This is a genomic window from Paenibacillus lutrae (assembly GCF_009757775.1).
GTDB lineage: Bacteria > Bacillota > Bacilli > Paenibacillales > NBRC-103111 > Paenibacillus_F > Paenibacillus_F lutrae.
Map to the genome: position 1 here is coordinate 1 of NZ_RHLK01000015.1, position 18,164 is coordinate 18,164.

Sequence of the window (18,164 nt, forward strand, 5' to 3'; positions counted from 1 at the left end):
AGCCACCTGGCTTTGGAGAACCGGTGGCTCAAAACAGAAACTTACTGCATTTTTGAGTTTTTTATTTCTCCAAACAAGACAAACTCCTGAGTTCCATTCGGAACAAAGGAGTTTGTCTGCAATCTGGAACCGCCGGGAGCACCCCGGCGGTTCTGCTTGTTCCAGATTATTCCGTATCATTCCCGCTCGCTCAGGCTCCCCGCTTGTTCTTCCCGTCTATAACCAGCACCTCTACATAGGGACGAATCCGGTCCATAATACGCTGGCCTTTAAACTCCTCATCACCGTCCTTATTCGTAAAGCTGAAATGCTTCTCTAGAGCATTCAGATCATAATTAGACGTGAAAAAAGTCGGTTTGCGGTTCATCCGGTAGTTAAGGATCGCTCCGATTACATGATCACGCAGCCACGGATTCAAATTCTCCGCACCGATATCATCAAACACAAGAAGATCGGTCTCCTTAAGCAGCTCAATCGTTTCTCTCAGCTTCTGAGGGTCTCCGAACATTCCCTTCAGATCCTCCGCGAAGTCCGGCATATAAACGATAGCCCCGGTAAATCCTTTCTTTGCCAGCTGATAGAGCATGTAGCACATAAGGAACGTCTTCCCCGTTCCAAAGGAGCCCTGAAGATACAAACCCTTCTTAAGCGGACCCTCCTCCGCTGTGCGGATCACGTAATCGTTCAATTGATCCACCGCTTTGGCCCGCTGCAAGTCCGTCCGCAGAATATCCGCATAGGTATGCTCGCGGCTCAAAGCCTGCTCATCAATATGAAAAGTCCGGATCCGGCTGCGGATCGCATCCTGTGTCTGCTTGGCGATAAACTTCCGGCAGGCTGTTTTTTCCTCGTGGATATACGTCTGCTCGCCTGTTTCTTCGACATTCAGTACCGTGTAATGGCCGGTCATATCGTTGGGGCAGTTCTCAAGACCGGGACAGTTGGCACAGTGATTATACTCTCTCACATACTGATACAGCCGGTTCATATTCACCTTCAAGGTACGGTCATCGAGTGCCGGATGCTCTTCCCGGAGCTTGAGGATCATCGGATCTTCCAGCACAAGCTTGGCCTGCTGCTCCGCTCTTTTCATCCAGTCGGTTTTGGGCATCTGCTTCAGCATATCAGACAACGACTCCAACACGGTTCCTCCTCCCGCCATAGGCATACTTGCTACTTTCTAATATGAATGAGAACCATCATCAGTTCTGCGTAATTAAGAATTGAACATTTCATCCAGCCGTTTGGCTTTGCTGAGCATCTCTTCGAGCTCTTCATCCGTCACGCGCGTGGTCTGCCCGCTGTTCTGGACAATTGGAATCTGAGGCTTCTGCGTCTTGCTTGCAGGTGTGCGGGTCCGGCTCCGGCCGCTATAAGTTCCCGCTCCCGATGCTTTTGCTGCCGCAGCTTTGGCCGCCGCCTGCTCGCGGAATTTGATCCGCTGCCGCACATAGTCGACGGCTTCTTCGAAGGTAGCGATATGTTTGCCCAGCATATCCGAGGCTACAGCTTCAATGGACGACTTGGCCCACGATCGTTTGTCTATATGAATGTAATGAATAAGGACGTTAATGACTTCCTCTTTCAATTTATAATTGAGATCGATTTTCTCGAAAATATCCAGGACGCCGTTCGGAACGGGTCCTTGCGTAAAAAAGCTCTGCAGAACACGCGTGTAAGGCTCGTTCTTGAGGAGCGTATTATACTGGTGCTCGTTATTAGAAGCCTGCAGGAACGCAGGCACTTCCAGATAATACTGCATCTCGACCGCCCGTGAAGCCGCTTCAGCCGCTTCCGGCGAAGAAGAATCGACCGAATTCGCTTCGGCTCGTTGAAGGAACCGCTCGCGTTCTTCCTCTCTCTTCTTGCCTTGCCGGAAATACAAATTCGCCTTGTACTGGAGGGAATCAATCTGAAGCTCGCCATCGTCATCGAACATACCGTCTTCATCCAACAGCCGGCATGTTTCCTGAAGCGTGAGACTGTATTTCCTTGCGACCATATTAATGGAGATCATCATCTCCGGCTTATATTTCAGATTCTCCACGTGAATCCGGTTATAAGAGCCCCGGGGAAACCGGGTAATCAGATCGGCATACTCGTAGCCTTTGGTCGTTACGTCCATAGGCTGGCCGGTCTGCTTGCCGGCCGAAGCTTCGTAGAGCGCCTGTTCCAGCTCGTAATCGATCACATGCGTGTTCAGGCTGAACAGCTCATAGAAAGGAACAGACAGATTCTCGCTGTCCGCACCGGTTAATTCTTCAGGCTCCGGTGTAGTCAAATCATCCCGCAGCGAAAGCAGCATGAATTTGCCTATCTTGTCACGAAGCAGCAGGGTCAAATGTTGATTGCGGAAAAATTCATTGGGCGACAGAGGACAAAACAGCGTGTATTCGTAGATGTAATCTTCTTCTTCCGGAACATAAATCCGCGACGTCTGCAGCAGGCCTACCGCTTCAAGCCTGGACGTCTGCTCGATAAAGAGCTTGCGGCTGCGTTCACCGGGGTCCAGTTCCATAGACAGGAAAAGCTTACGCTGCTGCTCCAGCCCCGCATAGCCCGCTTTGTCAGCGGACAGCTGCTGGAAGAGCGTGTGGTATAAACTGATGGCGTAGCCCCCGATCATCGGCTGATAGATCGAAGACAGCATCTTATAATCAAGACTGCTGAGCGCAAAATCCCGGTAAACGCAGAACCGGTGGTTTTCCGTAAAATGCAGTAAATTGGTCAAACGCATAGCATCAAACTCCATCCGTACCTAAAAAAGGTCTGGGCTTCATTTTACCACAATTATCGACAAGGAAGGGAATGAAAAAATATCCCTTTCGTTTTCAAACGGCTCATAAATCATCCGTTAATCGCAATCCGGCCTTCTCCAAACAGCGCGCTTCCCCGTCTTTATAAGGTGTGACCACCCCGACCAAAGTCTAAGAAACAAACCGTCTCAAGGCCGTTTTGACCGGCTATATTCTTCTATACAATAAAGGTATGAAAGAAAGACACGGTAAAGAGCTGACGAAGAAGAACACGATTTAATAAAATACGAACTCATTCAAGGGAGAGATTAAGATGAATAAATTATTTCGTTCCAGAACAGACAAGAAATTGACCGGATTATGTGGAGGAATCGCGAATTACCTGGGTGTGGATTCAACCGTTGTGAGACTGATCGCCGTGGTCTGTGCGTTATTCAGCTTCGGAGCCTTCACCGCGATCTACATCATTGCGAGCTTCCTGGTTCCAAAAGAGCCGTTGAACGCTTACGATTATCCGAATTCTTACCACTCTTACTAAGACACGCCTGATAATCCAGATTAAAAAAAGCCCGCGGGAGCTCCCCCGGGCTTCTTGCCGTTCATTTATTGATTGTTCCCGCCATCTGCTCCGGATACCCCCGCAGGCAGGATGGTTTTTTGTAGAGTGAGCAGCTAGAACATTTTGAAGCCTTTAATCCGCAGAGTACGGATGGTTGTCCCGCTGACAACTGCACCTGCGAGACCGCCGATAACCGGAACGATATCCACGTAGGTAACGGCAGACATTTTGTCGCTGTAATAGAAAGCCAGTCCGATCATAAGCGCTATGAACGCATAGCTCGGAAACCAGGTCGTTTTCATCAGCATATTTAGAATAAACCCGAGTCCAAAAAACAGCACGAACATCAGGACAATGACGATAACAAACTGGATCAAACTCGTCCACTCCTTTTCTATCCACATTCTTACTCTCTATTGTAGACAAATTCCCCTGTCCGGTAAAGTGTCTACATCTTGAACAATCGCCTGGTGACACGGTTTGTTCATTTGCCTTTTGCATAGCGAGTCGATACAATGAGAGGGATATGGCAGTACGTGAATTCCTGTACAGAAAAGGAGGGTTTTCATTTCCTATGAGTGAAGCCATCGAAACATTAGAAGGCTGGTACGCCTTACACGATTTCCGCCGCATGGATTGGAATGCATGGAAAGAAGCATCCCAAGACGAGCGTAAGCGGGCAGAGGACGAGCTGCACGATTTTATCGGGGAGTGGCAGTCCATTGAGAACAATAAGCAAGGAAGCACTGCGATGTACAGCATCGTCGGCCAGAAAGCCGATATCCTGTTTATGCAGCTTCGTGAAACTTTGGAAGAACTGAATGATCTCGAAACGGCATTCAACAAATCGACGCTTGCCAAATTCACGATCCCGGTCTACTCGTATGTATCGGTCGTTGAGCTGAGCAGCTATATGGCCAAGCCGGGCTCCGATCCGATGGAGAATCCGGAAGTTGTAGCCCGCCTCAAACCGGCGCTGCCAAAGGCGAAGCATATCTGCTTCTATCCGATGAACAAGCGCCGTGACGGCAGCGACAACTGGTACATGCTGGACCTGGATTCCCGCAAAGCGATGATGCGCAGCCACGGCATGATTGGCCGCAGCTATGCGGGCAAGGTCAAACAGATCATCACCGGTTCTGTCGGTTTCGATCTGTGGGAGTGGGGCGTCACTCTGTTTGCGGACGACGCACTGCAGTTCAAGAAGCTCGTGTACGAGATGCGCTTTGACGAAGTCAGCGCACGCTTCGGCGAATTCGGCGATTTCTATGTCGGCAACCTGCTCGATAACGACCGCCTGGCGCGCCTGCTGCACGTTTAATACACAGAATACCAAGAGCACCCCGGTTCCTGGAACCGGGGTGCTTTGCTGCGTACAGGCTGTTATGCTGCGTATCGGCAAGCCTTCCGCATTCACGGAAGCTGACGGCTCTCTCCCCAAGGCAATAGGAGCAGCGCGGCTCTTTTCTTCCCGGCCGGTTGCGATACCATATGTCACCGTTTCTAGTCTTCCTCTTCCTCATCCCGGATGCGCTTCATTTCGGCTTCCATCTCGGCCTTCCGGCGCAGATATTCCTCCGTATCCCGGTCACGCTGCCGGCTTCTCTCCTTGAGCCGCTCGATGGCAGGGAGAATCAGCACATCTATTTCCTTTTGTACGACGGCTACCAGATCATACCGCTTCTGCTCTTCGAGATAGTGTCCGACTTCTATAAGCGCGTTATAACGCTCCAGCTCGCTTCGCGTCAGTCTCCCGCGCACTTGAACGCTGCAATGTCTCATATGGATGCCCCCGCTTCCTATAATGAATACGAAAGGCCGGCACCGGCACGCCTCTTCGGACGTCTGCCAGTGGCCGGCCTGCTTGTTCGTTGTATCCGGTTTACCGGATTTTGCCCTTGCGTACGACCAGTGGAAGGCCGCCGATGGCGTACAAGTACCGCATATCGATGACCTTCTTCATCAGAGCCGCGGTGCTGCCCTTCATCTTCTTCGTGCCGACGATCCCGATCGCTTCGCCCCGGCCCAGCGACGCTACCGTACCGCGATTCACGAAGCTGAATTCTTTGAGCGAGCTGCCCCGGATAGAGGCAACGAGATTGTACGCGCAGTTGTCTCCCTGCTGCGTCGCGATTTGAGCGGTCGGCGGATAAGGCCGGCCCTCGGGATTCATGACGAGCGAGCAGTCGCCCGTGACAAAGATGTTATCGTGACCGGGCGCGCGCAGGAACTCGTCCACCTTAATCCGTCCGCGCATCGTTTCGAACCCGGCATCCTCCAGCAGGTGGTTGCCGCGAATTCCGCCGGTCCATATCACGGTACCGGCTTTAATGAATTCGTCCCCGGCGATCAGCACACCCTCCGGCGTACATTCTTTGATCGCCGTAGCGATTCTAAACGTAACGCCCTTATCGGTCAGCAGCCGCATCGCGTACTCCACCAGTTCGGGATCAAAACCCGGCAGAGCCGTCGGAGCCGCTTCAATGTTATAAATATTCACGAGACTCGGTTCGACGTCGAACTCTTTGCACAGCTCCGGAATCCGGTCGGCCAGCTCGCCGATAAATTCGATTCCGGAGAATCCGGCACCGCCGACAACAAACGTTAACAGCTCTTTGCGGTCCGGCTCCTGTTTGAAACGGGCAAACTGATATTCAATATGTTCACGTATATGACGAACGCTATTAATACTACGGATCGTCATGGCATATTCTTTGAGACCGGGGATTCCGAATGTCTCGGGCTCGCCCCCAAGGCCTATCACGAGATAATCATAGGATAACGTCCCGTCTTCGAGAATCACTTTCTTCTCATTGGGACGGATTTGTACAACGGTAGACTTCACAAAATCCACTTTAAATTCATCAATTAGCGAAGAAATATTGACACGTGCGTTTTCTGGATTATCCGTCCCGGCAGCAGGCATATGCAGATGCGTGGTGATGTAGTGATAATCATGTTTATTTACAAGCGTTACGTCCGCTTCGTTATAATTGAGCATTTTTTGAAGACGTAAAGATGTCACAACACCACCGTAGCCCGCGCCTAAAATAACAATTCTTGGCACTCTACTCATTGGTTTCTCTCACTTCCATCTTTTTATAAGGCCCTGTTGTGATAGATTCACACTCTCTCTAGGCTTAAAACATTCACGATAGAATGATGCGGACCGGAGCCGTTTATACAGGCGCTTTTCTTTGTATATCACGCCTATCTGGCACTAATCTCATGCAATCATATAATGTGCCCTATTAAATAGCAAGGGACATTTTCCCTAAAAAAAACGGGCTTTTTTCGTGAATTCCGACAAATTAGATACCCGGTTTTCTCCCGACACCCGCATCTTTTAATTAAGAGCGTTTTCATTATTTTCACAAGAATGAATTCGGGTCTTTTTCCATCGGGTCAAATGGTTTCTTTCCTGAATACGGACGTTTATAATGAACAAAGTAAGGATAGCGTATAAAAGTGGAGGTGTCGGATAGTGAAAGAAGCAGCACATACGGAACCTAATGAAAATCTTCAGGAGCAGGTAAGGGATCTGACGATCATCGGCGGAGGTCCCGCGGGCATGTTCGCGGCGTTCTACGGCGGCATGAGGCAGGCCTCGGTTACATTAATCGAGAGTATGCCGCAGCTCGGCGGTCAGTTAGCCGCCTTGTATCCTGAGAAACATATATATGATGTAGCCGGCTTCCCCAAAGTAACGGCTCAAGAGCTGGTGGATAACCTGGCCGTACAAATGAACCACTTCCCTATCCGGGTCTGCCTGGAAGAGAAGGTGCTGAATGTAATCAAGAAAGAAGAGCGCTTGTTCGAAGTGCTCACCGACAAAGGCTCGCATCTTAGCCGAGCCGTCATTATTACCGGAGGCGTAGGGGCTTTCGAGCCGCGCAGAATTGATCTTCCGAACGTGGACCGGTATGAGCGGAACAACCTCCACTATTTCGTTAAAGACCTGAATTCTTTCGCCGGTCAAAAAGTACTGATTACAGGCGGAGGCGATTCCGCTGTTGACTGGGCGCTCATGCTGGAACCGATCGCAGAGCAGGTCACGCTCGTTCACCGCAGAGACAAGTTCCGCGCTCATGAGCACAGCGTCGACAAATTGAATCATTCAAAGGTTCGTGTAATAACTCCAACAGAAATTACCGGCTTTGACGGCGGTGATTCCATCGAGAAAGTTACACTCACTCATGTCAAAACCGGCGAAGAAACAATTGTAGACGTAGACGCGGTTATCGTTAATTTCGGATTCGTGTCCTCTCTCGGGCCGATCTCCGAATGGGGTCTCCAAATTGAAGGCGGCTCTATTGTCGTCGATTCACGCATGGAAACCAATGTCCCGGGTATTTTCGCCGCAGGCGATATTACGACTTATCCCGGCAAACTTAAACTCATTGCCGTCGGATTCGGCGAGGCCCCTACTGCCGTCAATAACGCCAAGGTCTATATGGATCCAACCGCCAAGCTGTCTCCGGGGCACAGCAGCAATATGAAATTCTGATCCATCAATGAAAATAAACGTCAAAGGGCATTCTAACCTTGCTGCCGGTTTTACCGGCAGATCATCCAAGGAGGAATGCCCTTTGTCATCTTACTGCCCTGTCTGTAACGGAATGGAAACCTTAACCGCTATATGCCCCGGCTGTTCCGGTCCTGCTGCTGATTTCGGAAGGTACAATGATTACCTCGGGCCCTATGCCCCGTATCGTGATATTGAAGCGATCGGGCTTTCTAACGGATATCCTGACGTGCTCAGTAACCGATGTATGCATGTTGTAGCCTGTGAAGGCTGCGGTCAAAACGGGGTTGTGGCAGTCGAAGAAATAGCGGGCGGGGAAAAGTTAATATAGACGGAAACAAAAAAAAGAAGCTACGCAAGGGCAGCTTCTTCGCCATTGTAAGTTTCCAGCACGATATGTCTGCGGTTAATCTCACCTAATAACAAATCGACAAAATCTGATTCGAGTTCAAGGTCCAGTGCTTTGAAATAAGATTCAACAAGCGTCTCATCACTAATCTGTCTCATGCCAACCACCTTTCCCGTACAACTTGTTATTATATTACCATGGTCATTTTTCTAGAACAAGCGTTCCGTTATCCACACACTCTTGTGCATATCTTGTGGGTAATTTGTGAATACACTCTAAAAATGGCGAGTTTTGTAGGTGGATAGTGTGGACAAAGTTATACACACCCTCCTTTTACAAGGAGCCGATAAAAACAAATAATCGAATATCTTCCTTCAATTAACATAATTCATAACAGCGCATTCTAAAGGGGATCACCCCTTTTGTATACCATTTCCAAAATAGGGGAATAATCCGACTCATTTCGCATATTCTTTTACATAGCTATCGTATGGAGCCGAACAATTTCACACGATAGATGATCTTTTTTAACATGAATTTAATACGGGCTCGTTATAATGGGTTCAGAAGCGAAAGGAGAAGTGAATCATGATCGTGTACGACATCGTCGTTAACGGAGAAGTGAAAGAAACCATCCGGCCTCAAAAAGTACGGCTCAAAGAACTCTATACTTATATGCTCGAACAATCCAAAGCGATGAAGCAGAAGTACGGAGAAAACACTCGTGTTCTTAAGCGTATCCTCTATTAAAATTTCATTGATTCCCTAATGCCCGATCTGCTAGACTAGGATGGGTAAAAAGGGAGGATGTAAATAAATGGATACGTTCAAGAAGAGCAAAATCTTATCTGAATTCAAAAAATTTATTATGCGCGGCAATGTCGTGGACCTCGCGGTCGGCGTCATTATAGGTGCTGCTTTCAATAAAATCGTGACCTCGCTGGTCAATGATGTGCTTATGCCTCCTATCGGACTGATGCTGGGCAAAATGGATTTTAAAAATCTGCATTTTGATTTGGCAACAAACGTGCGGATTAATTACGGCGCTTTTATTAATACGATAATCGATTTCCTGATCGTATCCGCCGTTATCTTCTTGATGATCCGGCAGATGAACAGGCTCCGCCGCAAAGAAGAGCCCGAGCAAGAAGAACCGGCTCCGGATCCAACTAAAGAGTGCCCTTACTGCATTTCCCAAATTCCGATCAAAGCATCCCGCTGTCCGCAATGCACATCCGTGCTGGGCGGGGAAGCTGTGCCGCAGCCGCAGGCTTAATGCGTGTAATTGGATAAGAGAACCAAGAACCTTCTCCGCGCCTGGTGCGGAGAAGGTTCTTGGTATATAAATTTCTATCCATATCCCTCATCCTACGCTTCAAATTTATACAAAAAAAACCTCCCAGTCTCGTGTATGTCTAAACACACAAGTCTGGAAGGCTCCTAGTCCAAAATAAGAGAGAGGAATCTTAAAAATTAATCCTCGCACTTCTCCGCTTTGCCCTCTTCGTCCTTCACTTTGAACGAAGCGCCGCAGCCGCAGGATGCTACTGCATTCGGATTATCGATCGTGAAGCCGCCGCCCATGCCCGCGTCTTTATAGTCGATCTCCACGCCATACAGATACTTCGCGCTGTCGGAATCGACGACTACTTTCAAACCGCTGAAATCCAGAATAGTATCGTCAGCTTTCTGGTCATCATCGAGTCCCATTCCGTAAGAAAATCCGCTGCAGCCGCCCTCTTTGACGCCTACGCGCAGGAACAGGCTCGGGTTTTCTTCTGCTTCGAGCATTTCCTTGATCTTATCTGTAGCTTCATCGCTGATCTTCAGTAAACTCATATAGGTAACCTCCTTGTACGGAGCGGTCTTCACAAATAGACCCGCTTCCTTAAGCAGTCATTTTAGTAATCCACTTATCATCTTATAGTATACCCCTATTTCTGCTTTGCCTCAAGAGGGACCACTGCCTGCTCCAATTTATAGAATTGCAGGAGCAGCTTATCTAAATCCCTGCTGTCCTGTTGGACAGATGGATGAAGAAATCCATACTGCATACCCTTCTCTACCAATTGGAACCTCAGTTGCTCAATGTCCTCAATGAGCTTTCTCCCGATATCCCGATCTAACGGCTGCTGCATATTTCCCTACCATCCCATCCGGCAAAAAGATACTTTATTAAGTGTACATCATAAACGCCTGGTTAATAAAGCACCTTTTTCCAAATTTACACTAAAATTGTGAAAATATTTTCCAACAACATTGTACAAAATCCGACATCATCCAAGTTATGTATGCTGCCGAAAAGGTTTATCCTTATTGCCCCCTGACCAGGACAGGTTTATAATAGGAAGGATGGAATAAACGTGATGAATGATATAGACCGGAGCTTGTGAACAAATACACATAGCCACAATAGCTCACCTGATGAACGGAAGCTGCTAAGAATCTAGGGTCGGTCATACCGATGCAATTAAAAAATTACAAACAACGGGATTCAAAAGATCCTTCAGGGAGGGTATACTAATGAATGTCATGATCGAAAGTCCTGACCGCCGCATGGCTGAAATTGCAGAAAAAGTCGAGCACGGAGAGCGTCTTACCCGGGAAGACGGCCTTTATCTGTACCAATCGGACGATTTGTTGACCATTGGTCAATTAGCTAATAAGGTCAACCTTCGGAAAAACGGCAAGCACATTTATTTTGTACAAAACATGAGTTTATATTTCACAAATGTATGCGAAGAGCACTGCGCATTCTGCCATTTCCGCAGAGACGAAGGCGAAGAAGGCTCCTACACGCTATCTTCTTCCGAAATGCTGTCCTATATCTCGGATAATTTCCACCCGGATATCCGTGAGTTTCATATCAGCCAAGGACATAACCCGCACGTACCTTTTGAGTATTACGTGGATTCGCTGCGCACACTGAAGCAGCATTATCCCGGGGTAGCGCTCAAAGCCCATACGGCTGCCGAAATTGATTTTTTTGCACGTATCAGCGGTTTAAGCTACAAAGAAGTACTGCGCACGCTGATGGATGCCGGTCTCGATACACTGCCCGGGGGCGGTGCCGAAATTTTGACGGAACGCTACCGGAAAAAGATGAAAGTCGAGAAAGCGGATACGAATCAGTGGCTGGGTGTTCACCGTGAAGCCCATCTGCTCGGGATGAAAACTCACGCGACGATGCTCTACGGTTCCATTGAGACGCTCGAAGAAAGAATCGAGCATATGGCACTGCTGCGGGAGCTTCAAGATGAAACGAACGGATTCCATGTATTCATCCCGAACTCTATTCAGCCCGCCAGCTCCAAAGCCGGCATTCGCCGCCGGGTACCTGCTGTGGATGAACTCAAGACCATCGCGATCAGCCGGCTTATGCTCGACAATTTTCCGCACATCAAAGCCTACTTCATTAATATGGGCGTCAAAGTAACTCAGCTCGCGTTCCAATTCGGCGCATCCGATGCTCATGGCACGATCGTCAAAGAGCGTATTTCGCACGCGGCTGGAGCCCAATCACCTGACGGAATAACGAAAGAAGACCTTGTTTGGCTGATTAAAGGGGCCGGCAGGATTCCCGTAGAACGTGATACATTCTACAACGTGGTTCAAACCTACAACTAATTGGGGTAAGAACGATTAAGAGAAACTTCCAATGAGAGACAAACAGTAAAGTTTTACGAACAAAGCTACCGCAGAAGGGATTCATGTACCATGAATAAGTTTGTTATTCTGGGAGGCGGTTATGGCGGTATGACCATAGCCACAGAGCTTCTGGAAAAAGAAATACCTGATGATTGGACCGTTACCCTTGTCGACCGGTCACCTTTTCAAGGACTCAAGACAGAATACTACGCCCTAGCCGCAGGTACAGCCTCTGATACGGAGCTTCGTGTTCACTATCCGAACGATCCCAGGCTCAACCTGAAGTACGGAGAAGTAACCGGAATCGATATCGAGGCCAGACAGGTTCTTTTTGCAGACAAAGATCCTCTGGATTATGACTACCTCGTAATCGGCCTGGGCTGCGTGGATAACTTCCACGGCATCCCGGGTGCTGTAGAGTTCGCCAACGGCATTCAGACCTTCTCGCAGACCCGTATCACTTACCAGCGCGTCAATGACGTTGTCCCTTACGGGCAAGTCACCATTGTCGGCGGCGGTCTAAGCGGCGTAGAGGTCGCTGCGGAGCTGCGCGAGAGCCGGCCGGACATCAATATCCGTATCCTTGACCGCGGTGCGAGCATTCTCTCCTCCTTCCCTACCAAGGCGAAGGAATTCGTACGAGACTGGATGCTGGCGCATGACATCGAGATGCGCTCTCATGTAACGCTCAGACGCCTGGATGGAGGCGACCTGTACAACGAAGAGGAAATCATCCGCACCGATACTACCATCTGGACAGCCGGCATCAAGCCGAGTCCTCTCGTGGAGGAGCTTCAGGTGGAGAAAGACGCTTCAGGACGTGTAGTCCTGAATGAATTCCACCAGATTCCCACCCACCCGAATGTGTTTGTCGTAGGCGACTGTGCCAGTCTGCCCTTCTCACCAAGTGCACAGGCTGCGGAATCGCAAGGCAAGCAGATCGTGGAAGTCATGCAGGCGCTGTGGAAGAATGACACACCGCGTCTTGGCCAAATCAAGCTCAAAGGTGTCCTTGGCTCACTCGGCAAGAAAACCGGATTCGGCTTGATGGGTAAGAATAGAGTCATGACAGGCATGGTTCCACGTGTCCTCAAGAACGGTGTCCTATGGATGTCCAAGAACCATTTCGGCTGATTCCGGCTGCTACACGAGCTGAACGAAGCCGATGAACAAGAAAGCCCGGTGTGCCTTCATGGAAGATGAAGTGCACACCGGGCTTTCTTATTTAATCGTCAAAAAGATCGAGCATCGCTTCGACTTCTTTGATTTTACGGATGATCTCGTTATACAGCAGCTCAGTCGTCTCGGCCGCTACCATTTCTCCATTCACCATAGCAAACGGGAATAAATAGCACTCGCCGCAGTTACCGAGGCAGCCGTATTCGATTACGTCGTAGTCGGGATTCTCCTCCAGCTTCTCAAGCAAGTCATCCGTTGCCGGATTGCTGGCACAGAATTCTATAATAGGTCTCATCTTAATCTCCACCTGTATGAATAGAGCTGAATAGTACTCCCTCTATTGTAACACATACAGAGCTTTTTAAGCAGCAGAACAGCCCCGGGCCTGTGTGCGGTACCGCAGCGAATGCTCGGCAGGGCTCTTATCTTCCCCGGGTATACTCCGGTCTGAAATAAAAGCTTCTCATGATGTCCGTGATGGAATCACTCGTATCGAACGCATCTGCCGCCACACCGCTTCCGCTGCAGCGCGCGCACGCTTTACGGCCGGTCCCTCCGCAATCCAGGCAAATTCCGCGGTTACCGAGGCTTCCTTCCCCCGTACAACTCGCACATTCCATTTCCCCTTCTCCGTAGCAATGACAGCAATCCCTTTGTTCGCTCATGTTCATCCATCCCTTCTTTTGCGTGCTTGGAAGCATACATCTCCATATGTTATAATACAGTTAAGTGAATTTGTTATTTGTATTATATAACATTATCCAGATTCTGCAACCCCTTTTTTCTTAACCGGTCATTAAACACAAGAACGGAACATTTTACATCCACCGCCTCTTTCCTTCAGGGGGATATTTTTTTTCAGGAAAATGTACTATAATAGATGGAGAAAGGAGTTGATTTACGTGACAGAAAATACTCAAAGTGCAACCATCTATGATGAAGTACTGGAAGTTCTAGATAAGCTTCGCCCGTTCCTGCAGCGTGACGGCGGTGACGTTGAACTCGTTGATGTGGAGGACGGCATCGTTAAATTAAAGCTGATGGGAGCTTGCGGCAGCTGCCCGAGTTCCACGATTACGCTTAAAGCTGGTATTGAGCGTGCATTGGTGGAGGAAGTTGAAGGCATCACTGAGGTTGTTCAAGTATTCTAATCCGGAGCCGGCCCTGTGCCGGCTTTCGTGTGTTATAGAGCGGGGAAGATCTCTTCCGATCTTGTATATCCCTCCTGAAAAATGATAAAGCCCTGTCACTGAAGACCATCAGGTCTTGTATGACAGGGCTTTACTCTATGAACGATTATGTATAGGCTGAGCCGCTTGGAGAGCTTCTGGACCGTGCTCCAGCGTCTTACACAGGGCACAAGCTGCCGACTGCGCATACTATCCCGGGCTTAGTACGAATCAGCATCCCTTGCAGCAGCTGAAAAGCCGCCCTGCTCGCTTCTGGTTCCAAGCTTCATCCCGCCGCCGCTGTTCGCCGGTCATTTGGACTGCTTCAGCATAGGCAGCGTCTGAATGGGGTCCAGACCCCCGTTAATTTCCATGATGTTGCCGGTGAGAAAATCCGACCGCGGGTCGCACAGGAAGGATATCACCCGGGACACATCTTCGCCGGTGCCTGGGCGCCCGCGCGGCGTTTCGTCATCGGTCTGTCCCTCCACATCCTCGATCCGCTTCTCTTTGTTGGCGCCGCGGATGTCTCCGGGACAGATCATGTTCACGGTGATCCCATGGGCGGCTTCTTCCTCCGCCAGTGTCTTCGTGAACGACACCAGTCCCACCTTGGCCGCCGCGTATACCGCCCGGTGCGGCCAGGCTCTCGCTTCGGCGGCATGACCGAAGCCGAAGTGAATGATGCGGCCCCAGCGCTTCTGCCGCATCTGAGGCAGCAGGGCGTGATCGAGCTGGATCACGCCAAGCAAGTTGCCGCGGATGAGATAATCGATCTCATCACTCGTATAATCCGCGAACAACCGGCGTTCGCGGATGAAAGGGCCCGCGTTGTTCACCAGCACATCGATTCCGCCAACCGTCTCGCCGACGGTTTCTGCGATGCGCTGGATATCCTCACTGCGGGATATATCCCCTTGGATTGCGGCCGCCCGTACGCCCAGATTTTGAATATGGCGGACAAGCTCATGTGCTTCTTTTTCACTATGTACGTAATTGATGACAATATCATATCCGAGCCCCGCGAGCGCCAGAGCCGTTGTTTTGCCCAGACCTTTCGCGCTTCCTGTAATGAGTGCCGTCCTGCGTGTTTCCGCCATGTTTCCCCTCCCCGTGTTCACCCGCAGCTTTACGGGAAATATATTGAAAGACCAAATCCATCGTTTCGCAGACCATCCCGTACCCTTTGGCAAGTTCCGCGAGATTCGCACGAAAGTTCTCCACCCCGATGCGGTCGCCAAAATACGAATGGTTCTGCATCAAATCATCAAGCATATCCACGTTCACGTAATGAATTTCCATATTGCGCTGATTCCGGAGAATCTCAAGCGGCTGCTTGGTTCCCACTTTCAAATCGAACAGCTTCTGCTGAAGGGCCGGATGAACACCCGTCTCTCTCATTCTACGCAATACGGTAAAAAAGGAAAAGTGCGTTTTAATCACTTCCGTCTTCAATTCGAACAGATCGTTCAAGAAATAACCTAATTTGTCCAGGATAGAAAACAACCGGATTAGTGCATTTTTATAAAAATAAACATACCGCCTGTAATGATCCAGCTCCTCCGCGTTCATTTCATCCAGATAGGATTTGGTTATGTGCTGCGAGAACCGCACGGCACAATACTGGCTCTGCTCCAGCTCATCGAGGGCATCCAGGAAGCTTTGCGTCCATACATACAGTCTATGCAGCTTCTTGGGCTCATAAGTATGCTCTGTACGGCGATCCTTCTGAAGCTTGTTCAAATAATGCTTGATGGAGGTAAACGCCTGCTCCAATTGTTTATCGCAGCGGTCTACACGTCTCTTTTCATCAAAAATCATTCTAAGCACTCTTTTTCCCCCCTTACTTCATTTCCCTCAGTATGAGCCCCCTGTCACCGAACCATACGCCTATACGCAGGGCTCGTCACACACGGGTGCCGACAGTCCCTTATCTCCCTTAACCAGCCAGCCGGTCTTTCGAAAAGGAATATTTCTTCTTTTACAGTTAAAAAAGAGCTCATTTCCATCCAGTAAACTCCTAAGGAGTTCCACCGGGGCTTCCCGAAGGAAGTGAAATGAGCCCTGTAGGGACCGTGCATATGAAGAATTAATAAAGCTTTGTTTGAACACTCAAATTTCTATTTACCTGCTGTATTCTTCTCAATCGGTTTCCTTGCGCTGAGCATAACGACACACAAGTAACTGATAAAACCGAACAAGGCGCAAATCAGTACGGCATGGATCATGGCAGTAAACAAGAATAAAGTTTCATGACCCAGCGACCACGTTACGAGCGCTCCGCTGAATACTTGAGCGACAAGTAAAATGAGCACCCATCGCGTTCCATTATATACATTCGTCAGATGGCTATAGTTTTTGCGGGCCATTACGAACAGGACAATCCCGCAGATCAAAATTCCTGCAGCCGCCAGGCGGTGAAAGAACACAATACCGGATGCCCCGCTAAGGGTCGGTACGACTTCGCCATTGCACAACGGCCAGCCTGCACAGCCCCCTGAAGATTCGGTATGGCGTACGAATGCCCCGACATAAACGACAATGTAGCAGTACACTGCAATAAACCAGACAAATTTGCGGAATCCCGGAGCAACGGGCGCACTGCCCGGCTGGACCGCGGATTGTCCCTGCCTTGTCTCGCGTGCTACCGATACCGTGTAATCGCCCCACTTCGTGAACGTGAGCCACAGCAGAAGCGTCATCGCGAAGGCTAGCAGTGAAAGGCCGAAGTGAAGCGCCAAGACTGCTGAAGATTGCGGCCAGACCACTGCAAAAGCTCCCATGGCTGCCTGAATAACAGTAAAGAGGGCGGCTCCTCCTACAAAGTACTTCGCATCCTTGCGCTCGACCGACTTAAACACAAGGATGAAGGTAGCCAGCATCAGAAAGCCGACCAGCCCGGTCACGGCACGGTGACTGTATTCAATCATCGATGAAATGGTATATGCCGGGACGAACTTACCGTTGCACAGCGGCCACTCATATCCGCACCCCAAACCGGAATCCGTCTTCGTAACGAGAGCTCCCATCATAATGATCAAGAACATCCCGATCATGGTTGCCAAGGAGAACCGTCTAGCTAAAGTATACATAAATGCACCTACTTCTCTATATTCCTGATGCCATTTTACGGTAGTAATTGTCGAATGACGGCAGTAAAGCCTTCTAATTTATTATAGCTAGTATGAAGGTCCAATTCCATTCGCAAATGTTACAAAGCCTTGAAACAAGCAGGAGGAAGAAAATGGCCCCATTTATTTGAAGACAAATCAGATGGGCAGCAAACTACGTTACGCTTTTATCATGCCCGAATAATGACCCGCCCGTTCCATCCATTTGCATCGTAGCCCCTTGATCTGGACTTTCATTAGAAAAAGCCATTCCGGATGGAATGGCTTCAACCTTGCGGTACTTTAGAAGACAATAATTACTCAGGCAGCGCATTTCCCACTTCGATAGCACGGTCCAGAAATTGCTCAATTTCTTCCCGCGTCTTCCGGAGCTTGCTTACGAACCGGACCAGCTCTTTCCCGTTGCGGAAAGCGATAAAGCTCGGAATGCCCAGAATGTTAAGCTCTTCGCACAGGTCCGGCACTTCATCACGGTCCAGTTCAATGAAACGGATCCGTCCCGCATAAGTTTTTTCAAGGTCCGGCATGAAAGGTTCGATATAATGGCAGTCTTTGCACCAGGTTGTTTTAAAAACAGCGATTGTAACTCCTGACTCTTCTACCGCGGCGCGGAAATCTTGTTCATTATGGATTTTTTCCATGCTGTTCACCTCAGATATGGAATCTGCCGGTTCTGATTCCCGACCGGCATCATCGGATTATTGACTTGTCTATCTTATAGCATGCTCAAAAGGCGGTGTCAATAACTCCATACCGACGGAAGACGGATAAGGGTACAAAATGGTCTTCTTCACCAATTTACAATCAATGTAAAAAGTGATATCATATGAATATCAAAACGATATAAT

General features: G+C 49.3%; 23 protein-coding genes. 9 read left to right on the forward strand and 14 right to left on the reverse strand.

The annotated features are described in order from the left end of the window. Window positions 1-190: 190 nt before the first annotated feature. Together dnaI and EDM21_RS19685 are read right to left on the reverse strand one after the other, a co-directional pair. Entirely contained in the window at window positions 191-1,141 is a 951-nt protein-coding gene (gene dnaI, locus EDM21_RS19680) for a primosomal protein DnaI (protein WP_157338247.1), read from the reverse strand. Window positions 1,142-1,216: 75 nt separating this feature from the next. Further along, window positions 1,217-2,737, reverse strand: coding sequence for a replication initiation and membrane attachment family protein (locus tag EDM21_RS19685; RefSeq protein ID WP_157338160.1), 1,521 nt, complete (start codon window positions 2,735-2,737; stop codon window positions 1,217-1,219). Between the two features lie 332 nt (window positions 2,738-3,069). Here EDM21_RS19685 and EDM21_RS19690 point away from each other — a divergent pair, with 332 nt between their 5' ends. Continuing rightward, window positions 3,070-3,294, forward strand: coding sequence for a PspC domain-containing protein (locus EDM21_RS19690; RefSeq protein ID WP_157338161.1), 225 nt, complete (start codon window positions 3,070-3,072; stop codon window positions 3,292-3,294). Window positions 3,295-3,428: 134 nt separating this feature from the next. On the opposite strand, the gene EDM21_RS19695 is transcribed toward EDM21_RS19690, so the two are convergent. Continuing rightward, window positions 3,429-3,692, reverse strand: coding sequence for a YuiB family protein (locus EDM21_RS19695; protein WP_068773938.1), 264 nt, complete (start codon window positions 3,690-3,692; stop codon window positions 3,429-3,431). 197 nt (window positions 3,693-3,889) lie between these two features. Here EDM21_RS19695 and hemQ point away from each other — a divergent pair, with 197 nt between their 5' ends. Further along, on the forward strand, window positions 3,890-4,636 hold the full coding sequence (gene hemQ, locus EDM21_RS19700) for a hydrogen peroxide-dependent heme synthase (protein WP_157338162.1): 747 nt from the start codon (window positions 3,890-3,892) through the stop codon (window positions 4,634-4,636). Window positions 4,637-4,818: 182 nt separating this feature from the next. On the opposite strand, the gene EDM21_RS19705 is transcribed toward hemQ, so the two are convergent. Both EDM21_RS19705 and EDM21_RS19710 read right to left on the reverse strand, forming a co-directional pair. Continuing rightward, complete coding sequence (locus EDM21_RS19705) at window positions 4,819-5,097, reverse strand: hypothetical protein (protein WP_157338163.1); 279 nt, start codon at window positions 5,095-5,097, stop codon at window positions 4,819-4,821. Window positions 5,098-5,197: 100 nt separating this feature from the next. Continuing rightward, window positions 5,198-6,391 (reverse strand): NAD(P)/FAD-dependent oxidoreductase, encoded by a 1,194-nt coding sequence (locus EDM21_RS19710; RefSeq protein ID WP_157338164.1) that lies wholly within the window; start codon window positions 6,389-6,391, stop codon window positions 5,198-5,200. A 408-nt stretch (window positions 6,392-6,799) separates the two neighbouring features. On the opposite strand from EDM21_RS19710, the gene EDM21_RS19715 reads away from it, so the two are divergent. Both EDM21_RS19715 and EDM21_RS19720 read left to right on the forward strand, forming a co-directional pair. Then, on the forward strand, window positions 6,800-7,822 hold the full coding sequence (locus EDM21_RS19715; RefSeq protein WP_338044025.1) for an NAD(P)/FAD-dependent oxidoreductase: 1,023 nt from the start codon (window positions 6,800-6,802) through the stop codon (window positions 7,820-7,822). Window positions 7,823-7,904: 82 nt separating this feature from the next. Then, complete coding sequence (locus EDM21_RS19720; RefSeq protein ID WP_157338165.1) at window positions 7,905-8,171, forward strand: hypothetical protein; 267 nt, start codon at window positions 7,905-7,907, stop codon at window positions 8,169-8,171. 20 nt (window positions 8,172-8,191) lie between these two features. On the opposite strand, the gene sda is transcribed toward EDM21_RS19720, so the two are convergent. Beyond that, window positions 8,192-8,347, reverse strand: coding sequence for a sporulation histidine kinase inhibitor Sda (gene sda, locus EDM21_RS19725; protein ID WP_068773932.1), 156 nt, complete (start codon window positions 8,345-8,347; stop codon window positions 8,192-8,194). Between the two features lie 430 nt (window positions 8,348-8,777). Between sda and EDM21_RS19730 the strand changes: the two genes are divergently transcribed. Together EDM21_RS19730 and mscL are read left to right on the forward strand one after the other, a co-directional pair. After that, window positions 8,778-8,939, forward strand: a complete 162-nt coding sequence (locus EDM21_RS19730; RefSeq protein ID WP_068773931.1) for a mechanosensitive ion channel protein MscL — start codon at window positions 8,778-8,780, stop codon at window positions 8,937-8,939. A gap of 91 nt (window positions 8,940-9,030) precedes the next feature. Then, window positions 9,031-9,465: a large-conductance mechanosensitive channel protein MscL gene (gene mscL / locus EDM21_RS19735; RefSeq protein ID WP_166542103.1), complete on the forward strand. Its 435-nt coding sequence runs from the start codon at window positions 9,031-9,033 to the stop codon at window positions 9,463-9,465. Window positions 9,466-9,662: 197 nt separating this feature from the next. Here the strand turns inward: mscL and erpA are convergent, their stop codons facing one another. Next, window positions 9,663-10,028: an iron-sulfur cluster insertion protein ErpA gene (gene erpA, locus EDM21_RS19740; RefSeq protein WP_157338167.1), complete on the reverse strand. Its 366-nt coding sequence runs from the start codon at window positions 10,026-10,028 to the stop codon at window positions 9,663-9,665. A 95-nt stretch (window positions 10,029-10,123) separates the two neighbouring features. After that, entirely contained in the window at window positions 10,124-10,327 is a 204-nt protein-coding gene (locus EDM21_RS19745) for an aspartyl-phosphate phosphatase Spo0E family protein (protein ID WP_157338168.1), read from the reverse strand. A gap of 385 nt (window positions 10,328-10,712) precedes the next feature. Between EDM21_RS19745 and mqnE the strand changes: the two genes are divergently transcribed. Beyond that, on the forward strand, window positions 10,713-11,816 hold the full coding sequence (gene mqnE / locus EDM21_RS19750) for an aminofutalosine synthase MqnE (RefSeq protein ID WP_157338169.1): 1,104 nt from the start codon (window positions 10,713-10,715) through the stop codon (window positions 11,814-11,816). 90 nt (window positions 11,817-11,906) lie between these two features. Then, window positions 11,907-12,971 (forward strand): NAD(P)/FAD-dependent oxidoreductase, encoded by a 1,065-nt coding sequence (locus tag EDM21_RS19755; RefSeq protein ID WP_157338170.1) that lies wholly within the window; start codon window positions 11,907-11,909, stop codon window positions 12,969-12,971. 91 nt (window positions 12,972-13,062) lie between these two features. On the opposite strand, the gene EDM21_RS19760 is transcribed toward EDM21_RS19755, so the two are convergent. Together EDM21_RS19760 and EDM21_RS19765 are read right to left on the reverse strand one after the other, a co-directional pair. Beyond that, window positions 13,063-13,311: a YuzB family protein gene (locus EDM21_RS19760; RefSeq protein WP_068773925.1), complete on the reverse strand. Its 249-nt coding sequence runs from the start codon at window positions 13,309-13,311 to the stop codon at window positions 13,063-13,065. 127 nt (window positions 13,312-13,438) lie between these two features. Beyond that, window positions 13,439-13,636 (reverse strand): hypothetical protein, encoded by a 198-nt coding sequence (locus tag EDM21_RS19765; protein ID WP_235918285.1) that lies wholly within the window; start codon window positions 13,634-13,636, stop codon window positions 13,439-13,441. A 282-nt stretch (window positions 13,637-13,918) separates the two neighbouring features. On the opposite strand from EDM21_RS19765, the gene EDM21_RS19770 reads away from it, so the two are divergent. After that, the gene (locus tag EDM21_RS19770) at window positions 13,919-14,167 is read left to right on the forward strand and encodes a NifU family protein (protein ID WP_068775104.1); all 249 of its coding nucleotides are present in this window, start codon (window positions 13,919-13,921) and stop codon (window positions 14,165-14,167) included. A gap of 329 nt (window positions 14,168-14,496) precedes the next feature. On the opposite strand, the gene EDM21_RS19775 is transcribed toward EDM21_RS19770, so the two are convergent. From EDM21_RS19775 to EDM21_RS19790, 4 genes are all read right to left on the reverse strand, one after another. Then, a complete protein-coding gene (locus EDM21_RS19775; RefSeq protein ID WP_157338173.1) occupies window positions 14,497-15,285 on the reverse strand; it encodes an SDR family oxidoreductase in 789 nt (262 codons plus the stop codon). Continuing rightward, the gene (locus EDM21_RS19780) at window positions 15,194-16,006 is read right to left on the reverse strand and encodes a Cthe_2314 family HEPN domain-containing protein (protein ID WP_235918289.1); all 813 of its coding nucleotides are present in this window, start codon (window positions 16,004-16,006) and stop codon (window positions 15,194-15,196) included. Before EDM21_RS19780 ends, EDM21_RS19775 begins: the two co-directional genes overlap by 92 nt. Window positions 16,007-16,305: 299 nt before the next feature. After that, entirely contained in the window at window positions 16,306-17,277 is a 972-nt protein-coding gene (locus EDM21_RS19785; protein WP_157338175.1) for a COX15/CtaA family protein, read from the reverse strand. Between the two features lie 335 nt (window positions 17,278-17,612). Beyond that, on the reverse strand, window positions 17,613-17,957 hold the full coding sequence (locus tag EDM21_RS19790; RefSeq protein ID WP_157338176.1) for a thioredoxin family protein: 345 nt from the start codon (window positions 17,955-17,957) through the stop codon (window positions 17,613-17,615). Window positions 17,958-18,164: the final 207 nt, after the last annotated feature.